Consider the following 25,546-nt stretch of genomic DNA (forward strand, 5'->3'; position numbering starts at 1 on the left):
TGACGTGCCCGCGGTCGACGCAGCGGCGCTCGCCGCACTGCCCGAGGCCCGCTACTCGGCCGTGGTCGGCGGCCTGCTGCCCGTCGACCGGACCGTGTCGTCCGCCGAGGTCTTCCGACTCCGCGCCGACGCCCCGCTCTTCGGTGCGGACCGGCAGCACCCCGTCGCGCGCTTCGCTGCCGCCGACTTCCTCGGCCAGCCGACGACGGTCGTGGGGCTGCGGCACGAGGGGGCGTGGGAGCTCGTCCTCACGCCGGCGCGGCAGGAGCTGCCCTCGGCGGCCGGCGGGCACGCCGCCGCGCAGACCGCCGCCTGGGTGCCGCGGGATGCGCTCGTGCAGCAGGCGGCGCCGACGTCGCACGTGGTCATCTCGACTGCCGACCAGACGGTGTCGATCGTGTCGTCGTCCGGGCAGGTCTCCCGGAGCTTCCCCGCTGGGATCGGCACGTCGGACACCCCGACGCCGACGGGGGTGACGGGTTACCTGGAGCAGCGGTACGTCGACCCCGCGCAGGGGACGGGTGACCACCCGATCCAGCTGACGTCGCTGCACTCGAGCGCGGCCGACGAACCGTACGGCGGCTCGGACGGCGGGCTCATCGGCCTGCACTGGAACGCCGCCGCCGCGGGTGCGGTGTCCCACGGGTGCGTGCGGCTCTCGGCCGGCGGGGTCGCGGCGATCGACGCGCTGCCGCTCGGGACGCTCGTCACGGTGGAGTAGGCCGGTGCCGGTGCCGGTGCCGGTGCGGGTGCGGGTGCGCACCCCGGCCCGCGGTCGGGCGCTCCGGGTACGCTCGGGCCGGTGACCGACGGGACCGGACAGTTGCCCAGGACCGTGCCGTCCGGGGCCGGTGCCACCGTGCGTCGACTGGTCCACATCTCGCGGCCGGTCCTGTGGATCAACACGATCGGCTCGGGGTTCGTCGCGGTGTGGCTGACCGGCGCGCTGTTCGACCTCCGGGCGCTGCCGATCCTGATCTGGCTGACCCTGCCGTTCAACCTGCTCATCTACGGCGTCAACGACGTCTTCGACCAGGACACCGACGCCGCCAACCCCCGCAAGGGGTCGATCGAGGGCGCCAGGATCCGGCAGTCCGAGGTCCGGCTCATCGTCTGGGCCGTCGCCGTGGTCAACGTGCCGTTCCTCGTCGCGTTCCTGCTGACACTGCCGCCGCTCGCGAACGTCGCGATCCTGCTCTACGCCGCCGTCTTCGTCGGCTACTCGGCACCGCCACTGCGGTTCAAGGCCCGGCCGTACCTCGACTCGCTGAGCAACGCGGCCTACGCGCTGCCGCTCGTCATCGTGCCGTACGCCCTCGGGGACGAGCCGGTGTGGCCGGCCGCGGTCGGGCTGATGGCCTGGAGCGTCGCCAAGCACGCCTTCGACGCCGTGCAGGACATCGTCGAGGACCGTGACGCCGGCATCACCACGACCGCGGTGCGACTCGGACCCCGGGGGACCGCGCTGTGGAGCGGCGCCTGGTGGATCGTCTCGACGGTGTTGTTCGCCGTGGTGAGCCTCCCGGTGGCCGCCGTCAACCTGCTCATCGCGGGCGTCCTCGTCGTGAGCCTGCTCCGTGCACCGACCCCGGAGACCGGGCACCGCCTGTACCGGCTGTCGGTCGCCTTCCCGTACATCGCGGGGTCCTTCGCCGGGGTGCTGCTCCTGGTGTCCATCGTGCTCGGAGGTACGCGGTGAGTCGTGTCGTCGTCGTCGGAGGCGGGATCGGTGGCCTCACCGCCGCCGCCCTGCTCGCCCGTGCGGGGCACCGGGTGACCCTGCTCGAGGCCTCGGACCGGCTCGGTGGCAAGAGCCGGCGCATCCAGCTCGGGTCGGACCGGATCGACACCGGGCCGTCGCTCGTCACCTTCCCGGCGGTGTGGGACGAGCTGCTGCGGCGACTCGGCGGCCGCTCCGGCGAGGACGGGCACCTCGACCTGGTGCGCATGCCCGAGGTGGGGCGGTACTTCCACCGGGGCGAGGAGACCGCGCTGCCGGTGGCCCCCGACCACCCCTGGTACCCGGCGTGGCGACGGTTCGCCGACCTGCACGCGCCGCTCGCAGACGACGTGACCCGGCTCCTGCTCGCCGACCCGCTCGACCGCGCCGCCCTGCCGGCCGTCCGACGTCTGCTCTCGGTGTACGGCTCGCGGCTCACCACGCGCGCCTACCTCGACGGGCTGCCCTGGCTGCCGGACGGGCTGCGCGAGATCATCGCGATCCACACCCTGAACGCGGGGGTCTCACCCGCACGCACCCCGGCGCTCTACGCGAGCATGCCGGCGATCATGGCGGAGACCGGCGCGTGGGTGCCGGACGGCGGCGTGTACGAGGTCGTGCTCGCCCTGCAACGCCTGGCCGAGGCAGCGGGTGTCGACGTCCGCACCGGCGAGGCCGTCACCCACATCGACCGCGGTGGGGTCACCACCGAGGGCGGACTCCACCCCGCCGACCTCGTGGTCAGCGCGCTCGACGCCGACCGGCTGGCCGCGCTGACCAGGCCGTCCCCGATGCCCGCGCTGCCGCGTCCACGCTCCCGGCCCCGGGCGCTCTCCTGCTCCGCCGTCGCGCTGTACGGCGTGCTGCGCGAGGAACTGCCGGCGGGCCTCGCGACGCACAGCGTGGTGCTGCCGACGAAGCCGGACGCACTGCACCGGAGCCTCGAGGCGGGGGACGAGCCGGCGGACACCATGGTGTTCGTCAACCACTACCGCGCGGGGGAGCTCTCGCCGAACCCGCACGGCACCGTGGGGGTGCTGCTCACCGCGCCGGCTGACGGCGGGCACTACGACATCGACCACCCCTTCGTGCGGCGCGAGGTCGAACGGGTCTCGGCGGCGCTCGGCCTCGACGGTCCGATCACGGACCTGCTCGACGACCACGTGGTCCTCGACCCGGAGTACTACGGCACCGGGGGCGAACCGCACGGGGCGCTCTACGGGGCCGCGCGTCCGCCGTGGCAGAGCGGCCCGTTCCACCGGCCCTCGTACAACGACCGGTGGCGGCCCTGGCTCTGGCGGGTGGGCGCATCCGTGCACCCCGGTGGCGGGATCCCGGCGGTCGTCGGCGGAGCGATGATCGCAACGGCACGGCTGCTCCGGTCGACCCCGGCCTGAGCGCGCCCGCGCCGTAGCGCGCCCTCGCGCTCGCGCCCTCGCGCTCGCGCCGTCGCGCTCGCGCCCTCGCTACATCTCGACCTCGATCGGGTCGGCACGGACGAGCTCGTGCACGCCCGCGATCACCTCGCTCGGGCGGAACGGGTAGCGGTCGATCTCGGCCTGGTCGCTGATGCCCGTCATCACGAGGACGGTGTGGAGCCCGGCCTCGATGCCCGCCTGCACGTCGGTGTCCATGCGGTCGCCGATCATGCCGGTGTTCTCGGAGTGCGCCCCGATCCGGTTCATCGCCGACCGGAACATCATCGGGTTCGGCTTGCCGACGACGTACGGCTGCTTGCCGGTGGCCTTCTCGATCATCGCGGCGATCGCCCCGGTCGCGGGCAGGACACCCTCGGCGCTCGGCCCGGTCGCGTCGGGGTTCGTCACGATGAACCGCGCGCCGTCGCGGATGAGCCGGACGGCCTTGGTGATCGCCTCGAACGAGTAGTTGCGGGTCTCGCCGACGACGACGTAGTCCGGAGCCGTCTCGGTCATGATGAAGCCGGCCTCGTGCAGCGCCGTCGTCATGCCGGCCTCGCCGATCACGAACGCCGACCCACCGGGCATCTGCGAGCGGCAGAAGTCCGCCGTGGCGAGCGCCGACGTCCAGATGCGTTCCTCGGGCACCTCGAGCCCGGACCAGCGGAGCCGCGCGCTGAGGTCACGGGGCGTGAAGATCGAGTTGTTCGTCAGGACGAGGAACTCGGTCCCCTCGTCCAGCCACTGCTGGATGAGCTCGGGAGCCCCTGGCAGGGCCTGGTTCTCGTGGACGAGCACGCCGTCCATGTCGGTCAGCCAGCACTCGACTTCGTCGCGGGTCGCCATGGCCTCAGCGTACTGGGGCTGCCTCGCGCCGGACCCGGTGGTCACCCGGCTGTGGAGAACTGGCCGACCGGACACCGAGCGGCGTTCGGCTTTGGGCTACGATTTTCGGGACACGTACCGGATCAAGGAGGCCCCCTGTGCTCGTCGACCCCGGCAACCCGACCGTCCAGCCGCGGACCACTGCCGACCCCACCCTGCGCGCGCAACCGCAGAGCGGCGCCGAGTCGGCACCGACGCCGGCTGCCGCCACCGCGCCCCGTCGCCGCCGCGGCCGCCCGAACGTCCTGAGCCGCGAGCAGGTGGTCGACGCCGCCACCACCATCGCGAACGAGGAGGGCCTCGATCGCCTGTCCTTCCGCGCACTCGGCGCGAAGCTCGGCGTCGCGCCGATGACCGTCCACCGCACCATCGGCGGCCTCGACGACCTGCACGCCGAGCTCGTGCGCCGCACCGTCGACGAGTTCACCGCGACCTTCGTCTGGCCGGACGACTGGCGCTCCGTCCTCCACGTCTTCGCGTGCACCTTCCGCGACCTCATGCGCACCCACCCCCTCGTGCTCGAGTCGCACAGCCAGCGCGCCCCGCTCGCGTCCACCGAGTCCGACGCCGTCGTGGCGAAGGTCGTCGGTGCCCTGCAGCAGGCCGGGCTGCCCGAGCGTGAGGCCATGTACGCCTTCTTCGTGGTCTACGACTTCGTGGTCGGGCACGCCGGCGTGCAGGTCGGCCGCGGCGACTCCGAGACCGGGCGCCCCGAGCGGCACCGCGTCGTCGGCGAGATCCTCGGCGAGCACTCCTACGACGAGCGCTTCACCCTCGGGCTCGAGATCATCACCGCCGGCATCGAGGCCCGTGTCCGCGCGCACGGCACCGCGACGTCGTGAGCACCGTCGACCCGCAGCAGGCGCGACGCGAGCGCGAGGCCCGGTACCGCGGCTCGACCACTGCCCTGACGATGACCGTCGTCGGCGCGCTGCTGGTCGTCGCCGCGGGCGTGATCGGTGGGCTCGCGGTGTCGGACTTCGTCCTGCGCTTCCGGATGATGACGGTCAACAGCATCTTCTCCGACAGCCCCGACCCGGAGACGCACCTGTGGGCGGCCCCGGGCGCGGTCTTCGGCACGCTGGTGGCCATCGGCTGGTACACGAGGTGGAACCACCGCTGGTCCGGACGCACCACCGACCTGGTCGGGATCGGACCACTGCCGCTGTGGCTGGTCGGTGCCACCCTGTACGCGTGGTGGGCGACGACCACGCAGTGGCCCGCGCCGGACCGCGTCGGCGTGGCCGTCGACCCGACGTTCGGACACGACGAGACGTGGGGCATCGGCGCCTGGATCTGGTACACCTCCGTGTGGTGGCTGCCGGGGCTCCTCACCGTCGTGACGGCCCTCGCGCTCGTGGCCGGCGGTGCGACGCGGGTCGGCCGCGGGAACCGTCGCGCCCGGCTCACCGACGTCATGGCGAACGGTCGACGCACGACGGGTGAGGTCACCGCCATCAGCGGCGGCACGAGCCCGGACGCGTCGCGCACGCTGCTGCGGTGGACGTTCTCGTTCGTGGACCTGCACGGCGTCCGGCGCTGGGTCGAGCGGACCGAGGGCTTCACGCACGGCGCGGCACCGGTGCTCGGCGGGACGGTCACCGTGCTCTACGACCCGGCCCGCCCCGGCGACCGGAAGCGCATCTTCACGACGACCGGGAGCGGCGACGAGCCCGAGGGCTTCCTGCGCCCCGGCACGACGTGACGCCGGTCGAAAGTTGGCACTTCTCCACGAAAACGCGGCGCTCCTAGGCTCGTCAGCCGTGTCAGAACAGAACGCCCAGACCCCGCAGGACCAGTACCAGCCGTACGCAGCGGCGCCAGCCTCCCCGCAACGCACGAACACCCTCGCGATCATCGCGCTCGTGGCGGCGTTCGTCGCGCCGATCGTCGGGTTCGTCCTCGGCTTCGTCGCGATGTCCCAGACGAAGAAGCGTGGCGAGGGCGGCCGTGGCCTGGCGCTCGCCGCGGTCATCGTCGGCGGGGTGATCACGGTCTTCTACGCCGTGCTCTTCATCGCGCTCGTCGCGGTCGCGATGTCCGAGCCGTCGGTCACGTACCCGACGTCGTACTGACCCCACCCGGCCGTCGGCTGATGACGGCCGCCGGACGGGAGGCACGGGGCACGCGCCCTACGCTGGTCACGTGACCGAGCGCCTCCCGTCCGACCCCGCGGTCCCGTCGGGACCGTCCCGCCCCACCGGTACCGCTCCGGAGCTCCCGCCGACGCACGAGGCCACCACCAACGGTGTCGGGCCCCACCCCGAGCCGTGGCCGGACGACCCGCGACTCGACCCGGAACTGCTCGCGGCGGGGGACACCCGGAACGTCGTCGACCGCTTCCGGTACTGGTCGATGGACGCGATCGTCGCCGAGCTCGACACCCGCCGGCACGCCTTCGACGTCGCGATCGAGAACTGGCAGCACGACCTGAACATCGGGTCGATCGTGCGGAGCGCCAACGCCTTCCTCGCCGGCACCGTGCACATCATCGGACGGCGTCGCTGGAACAAGCGCGGGGCGATGGTCACCGACCGCTACCAGCACGTGCGGTACCACCCGGACGTCGCGGCGTTCCTGGTCGCGATGCACGAGGAGGGTCGGCCGGTCGTCGCCGTCGACAACACCCGCGGGGCCGAGCGCATCGAGACCGCGGCGATCCCGGAGCGCTGCGTGTTCCTGTTCGGGCAGGAGGGGCCGGGGCTCACCGACGACGCCGTCGCCGGAGCCGACGCGCACCTCGAGATCACGCAGTTCGGGTCGACGCGGAGCATCAACGCCTCGGCCGCGGCAGCCGTCGTCATGCACGCCTGGGTCGTCCAGCACGCGGTCCTGCCCACGGACTGACCCGCGGACGGCAGGAGCGTCGCGGGCGTGCGCGTCAGTGGGCGGCGGTCGTGCGGCGGGCGACGAGCCGGGGCTCGACCAGGGTCTCCTGCCCGGGAGCGCCCGGGTCGGCGATGCGCGCGAGCAGACGCTCGCCGGCGCCGCGGCCGATCTCCACACTGCGGTCGTCGATGCTCGTCAGGCCGACGTAGGACGACGCCGCGAGCGGGGTGTCGTCGTAGCCCATCACCGACACGTCCTCGGGGACTCGCAGCCCACGCGCGGCGAGCCCGGACATCGCGCCGAGCGCCATCACGTCGTTCGCGGCGAACACCGCAGTCACGTCGGGGTGGGCGTCGAGCAGGTGTCCGACGGCCTCGGCCCCGGCCTCCTCGGTGGGCTCCACGGGCATGACGTGCGTGACGAGGGAGGCGGGCGACGGGGCGGAGGTGATCCGTGCCTCCAGGCCGGTGAGTCGTTCCGCGGACGCAGCCGAGCGTCCGCCGACGAAGCCGATGCGCGTGTGCCCGAGCGCGAGGAGGTGGTCTGCTGCCATCCGGCCGCCGGCGCGGTCGTCGTTCGCGACGGTGTCGGCGCGGGGGAGCACCGCGCGGCCGCCGGCGACCACGACGGGCATGCTCGCGGGGATCGCGAGGTCGGTGTCGGGCTCGCCGGCGATGACGATGCCCTCGACACGCATGGACAGGAAGCCCTCGACGGGGGAGACGTCGAGCCCGGTGTTGAGGAAGCGGTCGGCGACGACCAAGCGGTGCCCCTGGTCCTGCAGTGCCTCGCGCAGGCCGGTGAGCAGGTCGACGAACCACTGGTTGCGGAAGTCGTCGAGCACCACGCCGATCGTGCGACTGCGGGTGCCGGCGAGGGAGACGGCGGCGGTGCTCGGCCGGTAGTCGAGTTCCTGGATGGCGCGGAGGACCGCCTCGCGGCGCTGGTCGCTGACCTTGGGGGAGCGCTGGAGCACGAGCGAGACGAGGGACTTCGAGACGCCTGCGCGTGCGGCGACGTCGTAGATGGTCGCCGGTTTGCCGTCTGCGGTGGCGGACCTGCCGTCTCCCATGATCTCCCTCGACCGGTAGTGGTGTCCCTCGATGGTAGCGGGCCGGACGCGCGCGGTTGTCAGGACATGAGGCGGTGCTCGCGGGATGGGGGTGGCACGTGCATTCACGCGGTGCCCATAGTTGATGGAGCAGCAATCGTCGAGTACGACGGCTCCATTCGACGTTTCCTGCTCCATCGAAGGTGGCATGAGTCCTGCACAGGGCAACTCGGGCGCTGCTCTGTGCACAGGATCGGTGAGCAGCTCGGCTCGACCAACGCAACGCACCCATGCTCGGAGCGTGCGACCACGACCGCTGCCGAAGAGCCTGTCCGTGCGGAGCTTCGACGTCCGCTCTGCAGACCGCGCAGGTGTGCACCGCGAGCGACTCCGTCGGTCGGACCTGGTGCGACCGACGCGGTCGATCCGGTGGCACCGGCATCGGCCCCCGACCGGGATCGACCGCATCCGTGCCTTCCGGCCCGTGCTCGGCTCGGGCCAGTTCGTCAGCCACCTGTCCGCGGCGGTCCTGTGGGGCCTCCCGCTGCCGCGCGAGCACCCCGGCGACGATCCTGTCCACGTGACGAGCATCCGGCCGGCCGCCCAGATGCGGCGCCAGGGTGTCGTCGGGCATCGGACCACGGACGATCGTGCCGCGGTACTGACCCGGTGGGGGATGCCGACGAGCGCTCCGGCGGCCGCGTGGGTGGAGAGCGGGTCGCTGCTCGGTCTCGACGACCTCGTCGTCCTGGGTGATGCGGTGCTGTCGAGCCGAGCGTGCGCGACGACGACGGACGCGCTGGCAGCCGCGTTGGCAGCACGGGGCCGCTGCCCTGGCGCGCGGAAGCTCCGGGCGGCGCTCGGCCTGGTCCGCAAGGGGAGCGGATCGCCGCAGGAGACCCGGGCGCGGTTGGGCATCCTCCGTGCCGGGATCGCCGAGCCCGAGCTGCAGGTCGAGATCCACGACGAACACGGGCGGTTCGTCGGTCGCGCGGACTTCGCGTACCGACGCGAGCGCATCATCATCGAGTACGAGGGCGACCACCACCGGACCGACTCCGCGCAGTGGCAGTCCGACCTGCGGCGCTACCGGGCCTTCGAGCGTCTCGGGTGGGCGGTGCTGCGGTGGAGTCGGAGTGACCTGACGACCCACCGGACGGCGGCGCTCGAAGAGCTGGCAGGGCTGCTGCGGCGCCGGACGTAGCGTCCGCCGCAGGGCGACGCTGCTGCTGACCGGCGCTGCTGGCCGGACCGGAACCGCGCTCGGTCGGGCGTTGCGCGCGCCCGGACCGGTCGACGGTGCCGGGGTATGCCCCTCGATGGAGCAGAAGACGTCGGGTACGTCACCGCTACCCGACGTCTTCTGCTCCATGAATGCGCGCCGCGGCCCCCGCCTCGGCGCCCCCGCCCGCTACCCGATCAGGCTCGGCCGCAGGTCGCGCAGCGTCCGCGAGCGGGTCTGCCGCGCGGTGACGACGTACGACACGAGCAGCGCGCCGAGCAGCCAGCACGCGAGCACTCCCGCGTCCGACCACACCGCCGCGAAGGACCCGCCGTACATCGTCTGCCGGATCGCGTCGACGGAGTAGGTCATCGGCAGCGCGAAGTGCAGCGCTGCCAACGGCCCCGGCAGGGTCTGCCACGGGAAGGTCCCGCCGGCCGTGACGAGCTGCACGAGCATGAGCACCAGGCCGAGGAACTGTCCGACCGAGCCGAGCAGCACGTTCAGCGCCATGATGATCGCCGCGAAGGTCGCCGACGCGAGCACCATGATCGCCACCGTCGGCCCGGCGTGCACCACGTCGAGGTCGAGCGCGAACCGCACGATCAGGAACAGCGCCGCCATCTGCACGAGCCCGAGGAGCGCCGGGGTGAGCCATCCGCCGAGCACCACCCGCAGCGGCTTCTTGACGGCGGTGATCGCCCGCTTGGAGATCGGCTTGAGGATGAGGAACAGCGCGTACATGCCGATCCAGGCGGCGAGCGAGATGAAGAACGGCGCGAGGCCCGCGCCGTAGTTCGACGCCGCGGCGACGTTGTCGTCGCCGACCTTCACGGGGTCCGAGATGACGGACGCTTGCGAGGAACGCTGCGACGCTGTGGAGGCCGGGATCTTCGTGCGGCCCTGGTCGAGCTTCGTGGCGAGCTCCTTCGAGCCGTCCTCGAGCTGGTCCACTCCCGACGAGAGCTGAGAAGCGCCCGACGCCGCCGACGCCGCTCCGCTCGCGAGCGAGGACGCGCCGGAGGACAGCGTCGGTGCCGCGGCGGCGAGCTTCGACGTGCCCGCGGCGACCTGCGACGAGCCCGACGCCAGCTGCGATGCGCCGGTCGAGGCCGACGCGATGCCGTCCGCCAGCTGCGGCGACGCCGAGGCGAGCGCCGACGTGCCGGCCGCGACCTGCGCCGACCCGTCGCGGAGCTGGTCGACGGCGGACTTCGTCGCCGCGTAGGTCTGCTTGGCCGAGGCGCCGGCGCTGTTGACGTCGCCGACCGCCTTCGCGATCGCCTCCTGCTGCGAGGGGGTCAGCGTGGCGCCCTCGGGCAGGTTCGCGGTGATCTGCGCGAGCAGCGCGTCGGCGTCGATCGGCTGCACCGCGTCGACGCCGGGGCTGACCGAGTCGACCTTGTCGGCCAGCGCGGCGTTCCCCGCGGCGACCCGCTGCGCGCCGTCGTTCAGCTGCGCGGTCTGCGCCGGCAGCGACGCGGTCTGCTGCTGGGCCGACTGCAGCCCGGACGCCAGGGTGGAGGCACCCGACGCGACCTGCTGGGCGCCGTCGTTCAGCTGCGCCGTCTGCGCCGGCAACGAGGCGGTGCCGGAGGCGAGCTGCGACGCACCGGCCGACAGCTGCTGGGTCCCGGTCGCGAGTGATGCCGCACCGTCGGCCGCCGTGGTCGCACCCGAGGCGAGCTGGCCGGCGCCGTCGACGGCGTCGCCGAGGCTGTCGCGCACGTCGGCGAGTCCGACGAGCAGCGTCTTCGCGGCTTGCTTGCCGACCCGCTCGGCGACGGCCGTGCGCATGGTCTTGCCCGCCTGCTCCGCGATCGTCGAGGCCAGGTACGAGTTCGTGTCCGCGGTCGTCATGACGAGTTCGGCCCGCTTCGGGTCGTCGCCCTGCGCCGACACCAGGGACTCGGAGAAGTCGTGCGGGATCGTCACGACGAAGTCGTACGTCCCGTTCCGCACACCCGAGCGCGCGTCGGCCGCGGTCGTCTCCGTCCACTTGAAGTCGGCGCCGTCGATGGCCTCGTTCGTGACGTCCTTCCCGTAGTCGACCCGGTCGCCGTCGAGCGTCGCGCCGGCGTCCTGGTCGACGATGGCGGCCGGGATCTGGTCGAGCTTGGCGTAGGGGTCGCGGTTCGCCCAGAGGTAGGCACCGCCGTAGAGCAGCGGCACCACCATGAGGGCGACGAACGCCAGCCGGGCGAGCGGCGTGGCGGTGAGGCGCGCCAGTTCGGCGCGGATGAGCGAGGGGATGGTCACGCGGGTGCCTCCGTCGGGACGGTTGCGGGAGTTTCGGGGTCGGGACGGTCGGACTGGAGGCTCTGGTCGCCCCCGTCTGTCCGGGTCGCGTCGTCGGGACCCTCGGTCTGGATCGTGTCGAGCAGGTGCTCGACGGTGGCTGCGGCGGCCTTCGACGTCACGAGGACGACGGTCACGCCCCGGCGGGCGACGTCGCGCACCACCGCGAACCAGTCGGCCACGGCGCCCCCGTGTCGCTCGGGCGCGGTGAGCACGATGCCCGTGACCCCGTCCCGCAGCAGCGCGAGCTCCACGAGCAGCCGCACTCGCACGTCGGTCGGGACCCGCTGCACGTGCGTGTCGGCGTGGTCCCGCATCCCGAGCTCGTCGAGCACGGTGTCGACGTGCTCGCGAGAGGGACGCTGCCCGGCGAACGCGAGCTCCTCGCGCACGATCTTCCGGAGCGACATGACCGGGAACGGCTCGGCGACCCCGGGGGTGTCCACGAGCGCGAACGCCGAGCGGATCGCAGCGGCGTCCTCGTGCCCGTCGAGCAGCACTCGTCCGGTGTCGGGACGCATCCGCCCACCGGCGACGAGCGAGGCGAGCACGGGTGCCTGCTCGGTCTCGACGGCGACGACGCCGGGCCGCCCGGGAGCGGCGACGGCGGAGACGACGGGCAGCGCGGCGCCGGGCTCGTCGCCGATGCCGACGTGGTCGAGTTCGAGCGTCATGCGCGGGTCTCCTGCTCGGTCTGCGGTGCGGGGGCGGGGGCGACCGGGGCTGCCGGTTCGGACAGCAGCGCCGTGCGCCAGTCGATGCCGGCGGTGCCGAGCGCGGAGAGCACGACCGTGTGCCGACCCGCCTCGTCGCTCGTGCCGGAGCGGGTGGCCTCGTCGAGCACGGCGATGCACGCGGCCTCGACGAGCCGAGCCAGCGACGCGGCGTCGACGTCGTCGCGCATCGAGCCGTCCTCGATGCCGAGCGCGCATGCCTGCCGGACCTGGGCGCGCAGCGGTGCGAAGACCTCGGCCACCGCCTCGGCGAAGGGGCTGCGGACGGCGACGCGCGCCATCGGGCGGACGTGCGACACCTCGGACCACAGCGCGACCGCGAGGGCGGCGAGTCGTGCGGCCGGCGGCAGGGCAGCGAGTGCTGACGAGTCGGGCATGGCTGCGGCGATCCGTGCGGCGCCGGCGGTCACGACCTCGCGCACGAGGTCGTCGCGGGAGGGGAAGTGTCCGTAGACCGCACGCCGCGAGAGTCCGGCGGCGGTCGCGATGGTCTCGAGCCCGGCGTCCGGGTCCTGCTGCAGGACGTGCTTCGCCGCCTCGATCAGGGCAGCGCGGTTCTCGGCGGCGTCCCGTCGGGGAGCGCGCCCGGGCTGCTCGGTGGCGGTCCCGCCACTGGTCGTACTGGTCACGGCATTCAGCGTAATAACCTGCACACCCCTGTGCAAGTTATCGGGTTCCGTACCCCCGAACGAGGGACAGTCCCCCAAAGTGCGGACTGTTCCACCTGTGAACGAGCGCATAACTTCACAGGAATTCCCACCACGGACAGAGCCCGAGGAGTGCGCCCTGTGACACGTGCAACACCCAACCGTGCAGTACCCGAGCAACCACCCATCACGGAGCGCACCACGCGGTCACGCGTCGCACGCCTCCTGACCGCCGGGATCGCCGCCGTCGCCCTGTCCTGCGGCGGCCTCGCCGTCGGCGGAGCGGCGAACGCGGCGCCGACCGGTGTCTCCCCGGCCGACCTCAAGCTCGCCGCGCCCCTGCGCGACGCCAAGCCCCAGAAGACGGTCGCCGCGTTCGTGCGCACGACCGGCCAGGGTGCGCTCGAGGTCGACGCGAAGGCGAAGGGCGGCGACCTGACGAAGTCGAAGGCGCCGTCGTCCGCCGCGCAGGAGCGCGTCCAGGCGATCACGTCGACCGTCGACGCCGTCCGTGCTGCGGTCAAGCGCTCCGACGCCAAGGCGACGGAGCTGTACTCGACCGAGTACACCGTCCCCGGTGTCGCGGTCGTCGCCGACGTCGACGCGCTGCGCGACATCGCGAGCCGCTCGGACGTCGAGAGCATCATCCCGCTCACCCCGAAGAAGATCGTCGACCCGACCCCGGGCGACGCGTCGAAGGCCCCGAGCGGTGTCGACCCCGACCTGGTGCAGCCGGGCGCGGACGGCGTCAGCCCGAAGAACGCGGCGAGCGACGTCTACACGCGTTCCCTCGACGCGTGGCAGCAGACCGGCCGCACCGGCAAGGGCGTCAACGTCGCCGTCCTCGACACCGGCCTCGACTACACGCAGGCCGACTTCGGCGGCCCGGGCACCACGGCCGCGTACGAGCAGGCCCTGGCGAGCACGAGCGCACCGGACCCCAGCTGGTACGACGCAGGGAAGTACCTCGGCGGCTACGACTTCGCCGGCCCCACCTACAACGCGGACTCCTCGAGCGCGGGATACGACCCGACCCCCAAGCCGGACGCCAACCCGATCGACGGCAAGGGCGGCGACCACGGCACGCACGTGTCCGGCACCGCCGCGGGCTACGGCCTGACCGCGGACAAGAAGACGTTCCGCGGCGACTACACGAAGCTCACGAACCAGTCCGTCCAGGACATGTGGATCGGTCCGGGCACCGCGCCCGAGGCCGGCCTCTACGCCCTCAAGGTGTTCGGTGACGGCGGCGGCTCGACCGACCTGACCGGTGCGGCGCTCGACTGGGTCGGCCAGGCGCTGACCGAGGGCAAGGACATCAACGTCCTCAACCTGTCGCTCGGCTCCGACTACGGCGCCCCGGACGACCCCGACAACGCGAAGATCGACGCGCTCACCGCCCGCGGTGTCCTGCCCGTGATCGCCTCGGGCAACGCCGACGACTTCACCGACATCGGTGGCTCGCCGGGCAACGCCGAGGGCGCCCTGACCGTCGCCGCGAGCGCCACCGGCCAGTCGCTGTTCGACGGCGTCAAGGCCACCGCGCCGTCCGACGTCGCGGGCACCTACCGCGCGCAGTACTCGCAGAACTACCAGGGCACCCTGCCGGTCGAGGGCGACGTCGTCGTGCCGACCACGAACATCGACGGCTGCCAGGCGTTCAGCGCCGACGAGGCCGCGAAGGTCACGGGCAAGGTCGTCTGGCTGAAGTGGACCGACGGGGCGCTCGAGTGCGGCTCCGGTGTGCGCTTCAACAACGTCCAGGCAGCCGGCGGTGTCGGCGTCCTGCTCGCCGGGACGGTGACGAGCTTCGACTCGGGCGTCGCGGGGAACGCGACCATCCCGGGTGCCGAGCTGACCTCGGACAGTGCTGCGAGCCTCCAGGCCGCCGCGCAGGCCGGGACCCTGCACGTGCAGTTCGCACAGGAGCTCAAGGGCTTCCAGCTGGCGACCGACCAGGCGAACGTGAACACGCTCGCTCCGTTCACGAGCCGTGGCGTCCACGGCTCGTTCGGCGACATCGTCAAGCCGGACGTCGCCGGCCCCGGGGTCAACGTGATCTCCGCGGCCAACGGCACCGGTGACGGCCGCATGTCGATGAGCGGTACCTCGATGGCGACCCCGCACGTGGCCGGCATCGTCGCGCTGACCTTCCAGTCGCACCCGTCGTGGACGGCGCCGCAGGTGAAGGCCGCCGTGATGAACACCGCGACGCACGACGTGCGCCAGGGTGACCGGAACGCCACGCTGCTCCGCCAGGGCACCGGCCGCGTCGACGCGCTGCAGGCGGTCACCGCCGGCACCACGGTGCGCAGCATCGAGAACGACCAGCTCGTCACCGCCTCGTACGGTGTCGTCGAGGTCAGCGGGAAGACCACCGAGTCGCGCACCCTGCAGATCCAGAACACCGACGGCCGTTCGCACACGTACGACGTGGCGTACCAGGCCCAGGTGGACCAGCCGGGTGTCGCCTTCGCGCTGAGCACGAAGCGGGTCACCGCTCCGGCGCACGGCACCGCGACCGTCAAGCTGACGTTCACGATCGCCGACCCGACGCAGCTGCGTCGAGTCATCGACCCCACGCAGGAGTCGGTGCAGTCCGGCTACCAGCGTGAGTTCGTCGCCGCGGCGTCCGGCGTCGTGTCCTTCACGCCGACCGACAAGTCGCTGAACCCGATGCGCCTCGGTGCGTACGTCGCGCCGAAGCCGGTCAGCGCCGTGCACGGGAAGGACATCGCGTTCTCGGGCTCGACCACGACCGCGGAGCTCGCGCTCACCGGCCGCTCGGTCGACCAGGGCGACGCCGTCACCGGGTACCACTCGGTCGTCGCACCGTTCGTCCTGGGCGGGACCGACCCGCAGGAGCCGCTGCCCGCCGGTTCGGCGCAGCAGTCCCTGCAGGCCGCCGACATCCGGGCCTACGGCGCGAACTACGACAAGGCGTCCGACACGCTCGCCTTCGGCGTCCAGACCGCCGGTGCCGACGCGAACCCCGGCGCGGTGACCAACGTCGAGGTCCTCATCGACACGAACCGCGACGGTGAGCCGGACTTCCTGGTGTACGACGCCAAGTCGACCACCATCGACGCGACGCTCGCCACCACGGTGGACCTGGCGACCGGCAAGACGGTCGACGCGCAGCCGCTCAACGGCGGTACCGCGGGGCAGGACGTCAACACGTTCGACAGCGCCGTCAAGGTGCTGACGGTGTCGGCGTCGACCATCGGTGCGACCGGTGCGTTCGACTACTCGGTGCTGACCGAGTCGGCGTACGCCCCGGCCCTGGCCACCAGCGGTTCGAACGTCGTGGACGAGACGGAGTCGGCCACGTACGACCCGTCGAAGCCGGCGCTCGCCTTCGCGCAGGGCACCGCCACCGGTGTGCTCTACGCCGACACGGGCTCGCTGCAGGTCACGCGACAGGCCGACGCCACCAACGCCCGTGTCCTGCTGCTCCACCTCGGCAACGCGGTGGGCGACCAGGCGGACGTGCTCCAGGCCGCGCAGACCGCGCCGACGCTCACCCTCCGCGAGGGCAGCGCCGTCACGATCTCGGGCACCCCGAAGGTCGGGAAGTCGCTCAAGGCGAACCCCGGCTCGTGGGACGGCAAGAAGGTCTCGTACTCGTACCAGTGGCTCCGTGACGGTGTCGCGGTGCAGGGTGCGACCGACCGGCGCTACACGCTCGGCACGACGGACGCGGGCCACCGCTTCTCCGTCACGGTGACGGCGAAGGCGACGGGCTACCAGGACGGGACGGCGACCTCCGCCGAGACCGCGAAGGTGGCACCCCGCAAGTAGTCATCGACACGGACGCCCCGTCACACCATCCCGGTGTGGCGGGGCGTTCGTCGTTCCTGACCGACGAGGAACGCGGGGTGGAGTGCGGCAAAGGGACATGTAGTTAGGCGAACTAGGGAATGGGTGCGAGAGTGAGGCCATGCGATCCCACACCTCCCTGATGCAGCTCCGGGCCAACCCGATGGAGTGGCGGCGCCGTGGGCTGACCCCGCCCGATGCGCTCCAGGCCATGGTCGAGGAACGCCTCGCACAGCCGGGTCACGCCCAGCCGGTGGGGGACCCGTCGTACCAGGACTTCTTCCGCGCCTGATCGCGGAACGTGACCACCTGACGGACGGGAGGCGCGGTGCCAGCTGGCACCGCGCCTCCCGTCCGTCGTTCTGCTGACACGCGTATTGAAATGTCATGTTCTTGATCTAGAATCGGAACATGCTCCTCGATGCGCACCCGTCTCACGTCCGTCCCCGGCGCGACAGCCCGAAGCGCCCCGTCGTCCTGCACGTGACGTCGTGCTTCGCGGGAGGGGTCAGTCGAGCTGTCCGTGCTACGGCCCGCGCCACTCCCGACCACGAACACCGGCTCCTGGCCGACGGCGCTGACCTCGATGCCGCTCGTCACGACAGCGACTTCACGAGCGTCGAGCGCCTCGCCGGCGGCCCGCTCCGCCGGCTCCGTGCCGTCAGGACAGCGGTCCGGTCGGACGATGCGCCGATCGTTCACGCGCACTCCAGCTGGGCGGGCGTGCTGGTGCGACTCGTCGCACCGAGGGGCGCTCGCATCGTCTACCAGCCCCACGGCTACGCGTTCGAACGTCGGTGGTCGCTCGTTGCAGTGATCGCCTTCGCCGTGGAGGCCGTCCTGGCTCGGCGTGATCAGTGCGTTGCAGTGCTCTCCCCGAGGGAGGAACACCTCACGCGACGACTGCACGCCCGCGCCCGGACGGTCCTGGTCCCGAACGCCCCGACGCTCCGGGAGCGCGTCGGGGCGGACGGATCTCGAGGATCCCGTCGGCCTCGCATCGCCATGATCGGGCGCGCGTGTCCGCAGAAGGATCCGGACCTCTTCGTCGAGGTCGTCGAACTCGTTCGCTGCCGGGTACCCGACCTCGAAGCCGTCTGGATCGGAGGCGGAGACCCCGGTGCCGAGGAGCGTCTGCGTGGTGCCGGGATCGAGGTCACCGGCTGGGTCGAGGCCGACGATCTCGCACCGCTGGTCGACCGCGTGGACGTCGTCGTCCACACGGCGCGGTACGAGGGCTTCCCGATCAGCGTGCTCGATGCGTCAGCGCGGCAGGTCCCGGTCGTCGCTCGCGACATCCCTGCGCTCGTCGGGACCCCGATCGTTCGAGCAGCCGGCGCAGCGGGCCTCGCGGACACCGTCGTCGCGTGTCTGCGCGACCCCGCCTTCGCGCGCGCTGTTGCGGGGCAGGGCGCGACGCTCCTCCGGACGATGAACGATGAGACGCAGCGTTCTGCCTTCGCGCAGCTGTACCAGCACGGCGGTGCAGCAGCGGAAGCGTCGGCGGATCGATGAGGGTCCTCTTCCCGGGGCGGATCGTCGATCGGCACGTGGGTGGCAACACCACGTACGCACGCATGCTCGTCGGGGGTGTGGAATCCGCGGGTCACGCTGCTGCGTGCCTGCCTTGGGCCCGGCACCCGGTCGTGACTGCTGCGTTGGAGACGTTCGCGGGTCTGCGGCGTTCCGAGGACACGGTCATCCACTACTCAGCCGACACCGGCCCCCTGTTCCCGACCACGGTGCCGAGCGTGGTCACGGTGCACGGCGTGGCGAGCCGGTGGATCACCGCCGCCAGGAACCCACTGCAGGAGCAGGTGTGGCGGTCCCGAGTGGGCGCTGCGATCCGGTCGACCGGAAGGCTCGTCACCGTCTCGCGCTCCGCGGCCGATGACATCTCCGAGGTGTTCCAAGTCGACCCCTCGACCATCTCCGTGATCCCGCACGGGATCGACCACGACGCCTTCGCGGTACCGACGATGCTCAGCGAGCGGCTGGCGCACCTTGCTTCTCGGCCCTTCGTGCTCTACCTCGGGAACATCGAACCGCGGAAGAACGTCCGCTCGCTCATCGAGGCGTTCGAGCGCCCGGCGCTCCGTCGGTCCGGCGTCCGACTGGTCCTCGCTGGCCGACCGGCCTGGGGGTACCGCGAGACGTTCGAGCGTCTGTCGACCGCAGTGAACTGCGAGTACGTCGGCTTCGTCGACGACGCTGAGCGGGCGGCCCTCATGCAGCACACCGAGTTGTTCGCCTTCCCGAGCCTCTACGAAGGGTTCGGGTTCCCGGTGCTGGAAGCGCTGGCAGCGGGGGTGCCCGTCGTCGCGAGTCGTCGGGGTTCGCTCGCCGAGGTCGCCGGCCCGAGTCGGACGCTCGGCGACCTGAGTGCAGAGGGCCTGGAACGTGACGTGCTCGCGGCACTGTCCGACGAGCGCTGGAAGGAGAGCCTGCGACGTTCCGGTCCAGCGTGGGCGTCGCGTTTCACATGGGAGCAGAGCATCGCAGCCCACCTCCGGATCTACGAGGAAGTCCTCCGTTGACCAAGATCGCGATCCTGCACGCCTACAGTGCGTCGAACGCCGGGGACGGGCTCCTCGTCGATGCCGCTGTCGACCTCCTCGACGAGGCCTTCGTCAATTGCGAGTACACGGTCTTCGCGCGGTACCCCGAGTCGTTCCCTGCGCGTCCACGAGTACGGTTCGTCTCGACTCGTTGGGCGACGCGGGCAGCTCGCGCCGGTTGCCGAGCCCTGCGCTCGCTGGATGACTTCGACCTCGTCGTCGGCGTCGGCGGCGGCTACCTGCGCTTCGGCGGGCTCGTGGAATCGGCCAAGACAGCCATCGCTCACCTGCCCCAGCTGCTGGCGGCGGCGCGGACGACCGCCCCGACGGTCTACCTGCCGCAGTCGATCGGGCCGGAGGGAGCGGTCGTGCGGGCGGTCCTGCGGCGTCTGCTCGCGAAGGTCGACCTGGTGTGCCTCCGCGATGATCGATCTGTCGCGGAGCTGGCGCTCGACAACGCAGGACGCTTCCCCGACACGGCGTTGCTCGACAGCGGGTGGAGCGAGCGACGAGGAACGCTGAGCGTGGCGAAGCCCGTCGTCTCGGTCCGCCCTGTCCGTCGTGCTGGCCGACGTCGGCTGTCGCGAGTCGTGTCGATGCTGAGACCCTTCGACGGCTGGGTCCAGAGCACCGGAGCCGGGAACGACGACAGCGCTGCCGTGGAACGGAGCGGACCAGACCGCGTCCTCGGGCACGAGGAGTACACGACCGGAGGCCGTCGTGTCGTCGTGGCCGTCCGACTGCACGCGGCGCTGATGGCGCTGCGAGCGGGGCACTGGGTGGTCCACCTTGCCTACGAGCGGAAGGGCTTCGGTGCCTTTGCCGATCTCGGTCTGCCGGAACACGTCCACTCGGTGTACGGGTTCGATCCGGCCACGGTGCAGGAACAGGTCACAGCCCTCGTGTCCGACGCTTCGTCCCGAGCGCGGTACGACCGTGCAGTCATGTCCGCCCTCGCGGCGTTCCGGACGGAGCGGCAGGCCCTCATCGGGCGGATCAGCTCCTTGGCTGGATCCCAGCAGGCCGTGGATCGACGGTGAGGGCACGGTTCGCGTCGCCCCTCCCGGTCATCAGCATGGTGGTCAGCGGTGCCGCGCTCCCGGTCGGTCCCGCCCTCGTCCAGGCGCTGGCCGCGCGGACGTTCGACATGTCCGACCAGGCGACCCTCGCCGTCGGGCTCAGCGCGGGAGCGTTCCTCAGCGGCGTGGTGAACGCCGTCGTGGCGGAAGCCCGACTCGCGGACGCCGCGGCCGCGGCTCGTTGGTCGTCGTCCGGGTCTCGGTTCGCGGTACTCGCAGCAGCCCTCGGGGCCGGCTCGATGGTGACCTCGCCGCAGATGGTCACGGTCGTCATCGGGTTCCCGCTGCTCATGATCGCCCTGCAACTCGGGCGCACCGATTCCGTCGTCCTGGGTTCCTGGCGCACGGAGTCAGCCGCAGCCGGGCTGCTCGTGCTCTTCGGCTCGACGGCGCTGGTCCTCGTCCCCGTGATCGGAAGCGGCGCCTTCGGACTCCTCGCGCTCGGGATGTTCCTGCCCGTCGCCCTCCGCGCCACCGTCCACCCAGTCGAACGCGGCCTTCCGGTCCCGTGCCTCCGCCGTCTGCTGATCGGAGCGGAGACCTGTGTCGTCGCAGCGGTCCCGCTCGTCCTGACCGCGCTCGTCCTGGCGATCCTCGGTCCCGGGACGGCAGTGGCGTTCCGCTTGCTCCTCACCGTCCTCGGCGTCCTGCAGCCACTCCTCGGGTACCTCCGGACCGTGCTGCTCGCGAGAGCCGCGTCGCGGCTGACCGCGGTCCTCACCGTGGCGTCGGCACTGGCGCTGGCCACAGTGGTCGTGGCACACACGGTCGGCATCCCCCGGCTCCTGTTCGGCGCAGGATGGTCGATGACCACGTCCACACTGGTCGCCGCCTGTGTCTGGAAGGTCGCGAGCATCCCGTCGACGATCCCCTTCGCAGCGCTACGCCGACGAGGTGCGGTGGTCGACGTACTGGTGCTCCGAGGGGCTCTCTCCGCGCTCAGCGTCCTTGCCGCGACCATCGCGATGGTCGTGACTCACAGCCTCCTCGTCGTTCTCTGTGCCCTGACGGTGGTGGAACTCGTCGCCTTCCTGGCATACCGGTGGCGGGCAGCGGGTGAGCGGCTGAGCCCGAGTCTGTCGCTGTCGTGACGGACGGGAGGCGCGGTGCCAGCTGGCACCGCGCCTCCCGTCCGTTCTGTTGAGCGGTCTACTTGCCGATCTTGTCGTCGGCGGCCTGCTCGGCCTTGTCGACCTGCTCGCCGTGGCCACCGCCGGTGGCCTTGTCGGCTGCATCGCCGGCCTTGCTGAGACCGGCGTCCGTCGCCTGCTCGCCCTTGTCGCTGTTCGCGAAGTCCTTGGCCTTGTCACCGAGGTCACTCATGTGGTGCTCCCTTGCTCGTCGGATCCGACACGGACGACGGTGCGCCGGGAGTGCCGGACGGGCTCCCAGGTGCGGAACCGGTTCTCCACAGGCGGGTGGCGTGCAGGTGGACAGCCGATAGACTCGGGTGGACCATCGGCCCAGCCCGCCGGTGCGGTCCTCCGCCAACGTGAGGAGAACCTCCATGCCCGCAGCAGTCATCATCGGTGCCCAGTGGGGTGACGAGGGCAAGGGGAAGGCAACCGACCTCCTCGGCTCGCGCATCGACTACGTCGTGAAGTTCAACGGCGGCAACAACGCCGGCCACACCGTCGTCGTCGGCGGCGAGAAGTACGCGCTGCACCTGCTGCCGTCCGGCATCCTGACGCCCGGCGTGACCCCGATCATCGGCAACGGCGTCGTCGTCGACCTCGAGGTCCTGTTCCAGGAGCTCGATGCGCTCCGCGCCCGTGGTGTCGACGTCTCGAAGCTCCTGGTGTCCGCGAACGCGCACGTCATCACGCACTACCACCGCACCGTCGACAAGGTGACCGAGCGGTTCCTCGGCAAGCGCCAGATCGGTACCACCGGCCGCGGCATCGGTCCGACCTACGCCGACAAGATCAACCGCGTCGGCATCCGCATCCAGGACATCTTCGACGAGAACATCCTGCGGCAGAAGGTCGAGGCGGCCCTCGACCAGAAGAACCACCTGCTGGTCAAGGTCTTCAACCGTCGCGCGATCGACGCGGACGAGGTGGTGGAGTCGCTGCTGTCCTTCGCCGAGCGCCTGCGCCCGATGGTCGCCGACACCGCGCTCGAGATCCACCGCGCGCTCGAGCGGGGCGACACCGTCCTGTTCGAGGCCGGCCAGGCCACGATGCTCGACGTCGACCACGGCACCTACCCGTTCGTGACGTCGTCGTCGGCGACCGCCGGTGGCGCCGCGACCGGTTCGGGCATCGGCCCGGGCAAGCTCGAGCGCATCATCGGCATCGTCAAGGCGTACACGACCCGCGTCGGCGCCGGTCCGTTCCCGACCGAGCTGTTCGACGAGTCGGGAGAGTTCCTCCGCGCCAACGGCTTCGAGTTCGGCACCACGACCGGTCGTCCGCGTCGCTGCGGCTGGTACGACGCCCCGATCGCCCGGTACACGGCCCGCATCAACGGTGTGACCGACTTCGTGCTGACGAAGCTCGATGTGCTGACCGGCCTCGAGACCATCCCGGTCTGCGTCGCGTACGAGGTCGACGGCCAGCGCGTGGACGAGGTCCCCGTGAACCAGTCGGACTTCCACCACGCGAAGCCGATCTACGAGGAGTTCCCCGGCTGGACCGAGGACATCACCGGCGCCCGCTCGTTCGACGACCTGCCGAAGACCGCGCAGGACTACGTGCTCGCGGTCGAGGCGATGTCCGGCGCACGGATCTCGGCGATCGGTGTCGGCCCGGGCCGTGACGCGATCGTGGTCCGCCACGACCTGCTCGGCACCGGCGAGGCTGCTGCGTGAGCATGCGGATCCTGTTCGTCTGCAGCGGCAACATCTGCCGCTCGCCCCTCGGTGCCCAGGTGCTCGAGGCTCGGCTCGGCCCGGACGCCCCGGCGTTCACGGTCGAGTCGGCCGGCACCATCGCCGACGACGGCGCCCTGATGGACGGGACGGCTGCGGCGCAGTCCGCCCGACTCGGCGGTGACCCCACGACGCACCGGTCGCGCTACCTGACCGAGCAGATCGCGGCGTCGGCCGACCTCGTGCTCACCGCGGAGCGCTCGCACCGTGCGGCCGTGGTGTCGCTCGCGCCGCGGGCAGCGAAGCGGGCGTTCACGATCAAGCAGTTCGCGCGGGTGCTCGACGGGCTCGAGCCGGGCGACCTGGCCGGCATCGAGACCGCGCAGGACCTGGTCGACCGGGTCGCTCGGCTCCGGGGGACCGTGCTGCCGCCCGCCGACCCCGCGGACGACGACGTGGACGACCCCTACCGTCGGTCCGAGGACACGCACGTGCGGGTCGCCGACGAGATCGACGCGGCGCTCACGCCCATCGCGGACGCCCTGCGCGCGCTGCGCTGACCCCGCCCCACTCCGGGAACGACGAAGCCCCCGCCTCGGTGGCGGGGGCTTCGTCGCGTCTGCTCACGCCTCCGGCAGGCGGTACGTCCCGACGGTGATCGTGTGCGCGCCCTGGCCGGCCAGCTGTCGCACCACGGCGTCGGTGCGTGCCCGGTTCGGCACGGCGTGCTTCCGGGCGAGGTCGGTCACGAGGCCGCGCAGTTCGTTGTCGTTCGTCACCACGGCGGTCGTCGCCGAACGTCCGGTCGGTGTGGTGCTCGTGCTGCGGTCCTCCGGGTTGACGTACGCAGCGGCGTCGCCGGAGTAGAACACGCACGAGTCGACCCACTGCGGCCCGTTGCCGTCCGCGTCGGCCAGGAACCGCTGCAGGCGTCGGGCCTGCTGGCGGACCTGACGGGTCGGGGCGTTCCCACCGGACTGCACGCGGACCTGCCACCAGTGCTCGACGTCGTCAGCGTGGTCGAGCACGCGACGACTGCGCACCTGGATCGCGAAGGACCCGGTCAGCGACGACTCGTCGAGCAGGTTGCGGAAGGCGTGGTGCACGGCGCTCGGCTTGCGACCGTCGAACACGATCCCGTTCCACCGCTTGTTCTCGATGACCAGCACGTGCCCGGACTCGAACACGAGCACGTGGTCGAGCTGAGCGGCGTAGCTGCGGTCGCGGTCCCGCTCGCCCTGGGCCACGGGCACGAAGACGACGTTGGTCAGCAGCGCGCCGTTGATCCCGGCGGCCTTGCAGACCTCGAGGATCGTGCGCTGCGAGGCCTCCTCCCACCGCATGCCCGTCCGGGCGAGGGCACGACCGGCTTCGGCCTCGGTGAGGGCCTGCTGCCGGGCGGCCTCGGCACCGGCGAGCTGGCGGCCGTGCTCGGCCTCGGCGGCGGCGGTCTGCTCGCGGTGTTCCCGCTCGAGGGTGCCGGTGCGGTGGTCCAGCCGGACCTCGGCGTCGGAGAGGGCGGCACGGTTGGAGGACTGGGTCCGCCGCAGGACGATCACCAGGACGACCACGACGATCGCGAGCCCCCCGGCAACCACCCACGGCACGAGGTCGCTGGTCATGGGACCACCTCACCACGACGCAGCGCGCGCGGGGTCGCGGGCTGCGGCGAGTCCGGCAGGACGCCGTGCTGTCAGCGCATCCAGGCCGGTCCGGCTCAGCGCGGCCAGGTCGCGACGACCGCCACCGCGTTGAACAGCACGTGCGCGACGATCGCGCCCCCGATGCGGTTCGTCATCGCGACCAGGGTGCCGGTGAGCAGCCCGAGCACGAAGGTCGTCAGGAAGACCTGCACCCCTCCGAGCGACGTCGTCGCCGACCCCAGGAACAGGTGCGCCAGCGCGAACAGGAACGCCGTCACGAGCACGGCGAGCCACCGCGTCCGCGGCGTGAGCTCGGCAGCGAGCAGGCGCTGGAACAGCCCGCGGAAGAACAGTTCCTCGAGCACGGGGCTGATCAGCACGATGCCGACCGCCGACACGAGCAGCAGCCCGACGTCCGGGGGCCCGAACGACGGCCCGGGCTGCAGTCCGGTCGTGCCGGAGAACGACAGGGACAGCACGGCGTCGAACACCCGCGCCAGGATGACGATCCCGAGTGCGAACACGAGGTCGCCGAGCTCGATGCGGAACCGTCCGAACAGGTCGCGGCCCGTGCGACGAACGACCCAGATGATGCCGAAGACCAGCGGTACCCAGACCGCGACGTTGCCGAGCAGCACCTGCAGCACCGGGCCGGGGACGGCTCCGCGCAGCGTCAGGGTGCTGACGATCCGGGCGAGCACGACGGCAACGACGAGGGCGATCAGCAGGGCGACGAGGTCGCGTTGCCGGGCGGTCGAGGGCTCGGTGGCGGCCGCTTCCGGCTCGGAGGTCATGGGGCGAGCGTAGAGGACGACCGACGCAGATCGGCGA

24 protein-coding genes are annotated in these 25,546 nt (G+C 71.9%); 16 read left to right on the forward strand and 8 right to left on the reverse strand.

Features of this window, described 5'->3' with window-relative positions; translation table 11 throughout:
* The 3 genes from D8M35_RS01055 to D8M35_RS01065 all read left to right on the forward strand — a co-directional run.
* Nucleotides 1-721 (forward strand): L,D-transpeptidase (locus D8M35_RS01055; RefSeq protein WP_148113326.1); only part of this gene is annotated, 721 nt, incomplete at its 5' end.
* 81 nt (nucleotides 722-802) lie between these two features.
* Nucleotides 803-1,699 carry a UbiA family prenyltransferase gene (locus D8M35_RS01060; protein WP_126890133.1) on the forward strand — a complete coding sequence of 299 codons (897 nt, stop codon included), beginning with the start codon at nucleotides 803-805 and terminating at the stop codon, nucleotides 1,697-1,699.
* Nucleotides 1,696-3,117 carry an NAD(P)/FAD-dependent oxidoreductase gene (locus D8M35_RS01065; RefSeq protein WP_126890134.1) on the forward strand — a complete coding sequence of 474 codons (1,422 nt, stop codon included), beginning with the start codon at nucleotides 1,696-1,698 and terminating at the stop codon, nucleotides 3,115-3,117. Before D8M35_RS01060 ends, D8M35_RS01065 begins: the two co-directional genes overlap by 4 nt.
* Nucleotides 3,118-3,186: 69 nt before the next feature.
* Here the strand turns inward: D8M35_RS01065 and D8M35_RS01070 are convergent, their stop codons facing one another.
* Entirely contained in the window at nucleotides 3,187-3,984 is a 798-nt protein-coding gene (locus tag D8M35_RS01070; protein WP_126890135.1) for an HAD-IIA family hydrolase, read from the reverse strand.
* A 137-nt stretch (nucleotides 3,985-4,121) separates the two neighbouring features.
* Between D8M35_RS01070 and D8M35_RS01075 the strand changes: the two genes are divergently transcribed.
* The 4 genes from D8M35_RS01075 (at nucleotide 4,122) to D8M35_RS01090 (ending at nucleotide 6,870) form a co-directional block, all read left to right on the forward strand.
* Complete coding sequence (locus tag D8M35_RS01075; protein ID WP_126890136.1) at nucleotides 4,122-4,865, forward strand: TetR/AcrR family transcriptional regulator C-terminal domain-containing protein; 744 nt, start codon at nucleotides 4,122-4,124, stop codon at nucleotides 4,863-4,865.
* Nucleotides 4,862-5,728: a DUF3592 domain-containing protein gene (locus D8M35_RS01080; RefSeq protein WP_126890137.1), complete on the forward strand. Its 867-nt coding sequence runs from the start codon at nucleotides 4,862-4,864 to the stop codon at nucleotides 5,726-5,728. Before D8M35_RS01075 ends, D8M35_RS01080 begins: the two co-directional genes overlap by 4 nt.
* 58 nt (nucleotides 5,729-5,786) lie before the next feature.
* Nucleotides 5,787-6,098: a DUF4190 domain-containing protein gene (locus D8M35_RS01085; protein WP_126890138.1), complete on the forward strand. Its 312-nt coding sequence runs from the start codon at nucleotides 5,787-5,789 to the stop codon at nucleotides 6,096-6,098.
* 70 nt (nucleotides 6,099-6,168) lie between these two features.
* The gene (locus tag D8M35_RS01090) at nucleotides 6,169-6,870 is read left to right on the forward strand and encodes a TrmH family RNA methyltransferase (RefSeq protein ID WP_126890139.1); all 702 of its coding nucleotides are present in this window, start codon (nucleotides 6,169-6,171) and stop codon (nucleotides 6,868-6,870) included.
* A 34-nt stretch (nucleotides 6,871-6,904) separates the two neighbouring features.
* On the opposite strand, the gene D8M35_RS01095 is transcribed toward D8M35_RS01090, so the two are convergent.
* Nucleotides 6,905-7,924, reverse strand: a complete 1,020-nt coding sequence (locus tag D8M35_RS01095) for a LacI family DNA-binding transcriptional regulator (RefSeq protein WP_126890140.1) — start codon at nucleotides 7,922-7,924, stop codon at nucleotides 6,905-6,907.
* A gap of 280 nt (nucleotides 7,925-8,204) precedes the next feature.
* Here D8M35_RS01095 and D8M35_RS01100 point away from each other — a divergent pair, with 280 nt between their 5' ends.
* Complete coding sequence (locus D8M35_RS01100; RefSeq protein ID WP_161972546.1) at nucleotides 8,205-9,107, forward strand: endonuclease domain-containing protein; 903 nt, start codon at nucleotides 8,205-8,207, stop codon at nucleotides 9,105-9,107.
* 207 nt (nucleotides 9,108-9,314) lie between these two features.
* On the opposite strand, the gene D8M35_RS01105 is transcribed toward D8M35_RS01100, so the two are convergent.
* From D8M35_RS01105 to D8M35_RS01115, 3 genes are read right to left on the reverse strand one after another with little or no spacing between them, the layout of a single operon-like run.
* Nucleotides 9,315-11,384 (reverse strand): YhgE/Pip domain-containing protein, encoded by a 2,070-nt coding sequence (locus D8M35_RS01105; RefSeq protein WP_126890142.1) that lies wholly within the window; start codon nucleotides 11,382-11,384, stop codon nucleotides 9,315-9,317.
* A complete protein-coding gene (locus D8M35_RS01110) occupies nucleotides 11,381-12,097 on the reverse strand; it encodes a hypothetical protein (protein ID WP_126890143.1) in 717 nt (238 codons plus the stop codon). The genes D8M35_RS01105 and D8M35_RS01110 overlap by 4 nt, the downstream gene beginning before the upstream one ends.
* Entirely contained in the window at nucleotides 12,094-12,786 is a 693-nt protein-coding gene (locus tag D8M35_RS01115; protein ID WP_238638039.1) for a TetR/AcrR family transcriptional regulator, read from the reverse strand. The genes D8M35_RS01110 and D8M35_RS01115 overlap by 4 nt, the downstream gene beginning before the upstream one ends.
* Before the next feature lie 159 nt (nucleotides 12,787-12,945).
* On the opposite strand from D8M35_RS01115, the gene D8M35_RS01120 reads away from it, so the two are divergent.
* The 6 genes from D8M35_RS01120 (at nucleotide 12,946) to D8M35_RS01140 (ending at nucleotide 21,351) form a co-directional block, all read left to right on the forward strand.
* Nucleotides 12,946-16,605, forward strand: coding sequence for a S8 family serine peptidase (locus tag D8M35_RS01120; RefSeq protein WP_126890145.1), 3,660 nt, complete (start codon nucleotides 12,946-12,948; stop codon nucleotides 16,603-16,605).
* A gap of 139 nt (nucleotides 16,606-16,744) precedes the next feature.
* A complete protein-coding gene (locus D8M35_RS16290; RefSeq protein WP_153257418.1) occupies nucleotides 16,745-16,915 on the forward strand; it encodes a hypothetical protein in 171 nt (56 codons plus the stop codon).
* A gap of 119 nt (nucleotides 16,916-17,034) precedes the next feature.
* The gene (locus tag D8M35_RS17265) at nucleotides 17,035-18,138 is read left to right on the forward strand and encodes a glycosyltransferase (protein ID WP_126890146.1); all 1,104 of its coding nucleotides are present in this window, start codon (nucleotides 17,035-17,037) and stop codon (nucleotides 18,136-18,138) included.
* A 131-nt stretch (nucleotides 18,139-18,269) separates the two neighbouring features.
* Nucleotides 18,270-19,160, forward strand: a complete 891-nt coding sequence (locus D8M35_RS01130) for a glycosyltransferase family 1 protein (RefSeq protein WP_202976507.1) — start codon at nucleotides 18,270-18,272, stop codon at nucleotides 19,158-19,160.
* On the forward strand, nucleotides 19,157-20,221 hold the full coding sequence (locus D8M35_RS01135) for a polysaccharide pyruvyl transferase family protein (RefSeq protein WP_161972547.1): 1,065 nt from the start codon (nucleotides 19,157-19,159) through the stop codon (nucleotides 20,219-20,221). The genes D8M35_RS01130 and D8M35_RS01135 overlap by 4 nt, the downstream gene beginning before the upstream one ends.
* Nucleotides 20,218-21,351, forward strand: a complete 1,134-nt coding sequence (locus tag D8M35_RS01140; RefSeq protein ID WP_126890149.1) for a hypothetical protein — start codon at nucleotides 20,218-20,220, stop codon at nucleotides 21,349-21,351. Before D8M35_RS01135 ends, D8M35_RS01140 begins: the two co-directional genes overlap by 4 nt.
* Nucleotides 21,352-21,409: 58 nt before the next feature.
* Here the strand turns inward: D8M35_RS01140 and D8M35_RS01145 are convergent, their stop codons facing one another.
* Complete coding sequence (locus D8M35_RS01145) at nucleotides 21,410-21,583, reverse strand: antitoxin (RefSeq protein ID WP_126890150.1); 174 nt, start codon at nucleotides 21,581-21,583, stop codon at nucleotides 21,410-21,412.
* A gap of 184 nt (nucleotides 21,584-21,767) precedes the next feature.
* Here D8M35_RS01145 and D8M35_RS01150 point away from each other — a divergent pair, with 184 nt between their 5' ends.
* On the forward strand, nucleotides 21,768-23,072 hold the full coding sequence (locus D8M35_RS01150; protein WP_126890151.1) for an adenylosuccinate synthase: 1,305 nt from the start codon (nucleotides 21,768-21,770) through the stop codon (nucleotides 23,070-23,072).
* 2 nt (nucleotides 23,073-23,074) lie between these two features.
* Complete coding sequence (locus tag D8M35_RS01155) at nucleotides 23,075-23,632, forward strand: low molecular weight phosphatase family protein (protein ID WP_238638045.1); 558 nt, start codon at nucleotides 23,075-23,077, stop codon at nucleotides 23,630-23,632.
* A gap of 63 nt (nucleotides 23,633-23,695) precedes the next feature.
* On the opposite strand, the gene D8M35_RS01160 is transcribed toward D8M35_RS01155, so the two are convergent.
* Together D8M35_RS01160 and D8M35_RS01165 are read right to left on the reverse strand one after the other, a co-directional pair.
* A complete protein-coding gene (locus D8M35_RS01160) occupies nucleotides 23,696-24,694 on the reverse strand; it encodes a nuclease-related domain-containing protein (protein ID WP_126890153.1) in 999 nt (332 codons plus the stop codon).
* A gap of 95 nt (nucleotides 24,695-24,789) precedes the next feature.
* Entirely contained in the window at nucleotides 24,790-25,509 is a 720-nt protein-coding gene (locus D8M35_RS01165; RefSeq protein WP_126890154.1) for a CPBP family intramembrane glutamic endopeptidase, read from the reverse strand.
* Between the last annotated feature and the right edge of the window lie 37 nt (nucleotides 25,510-25,546).

Source organism: Curtobacterium sp. HSID17257, from assembly GCF_003989515.1.
Taxonomy (GTDB): domain Bacteria; phylum Actinomycetota; class Actinomycetes; order Actinomycetales; family Microbacteriaceae; genus Curtobacterium.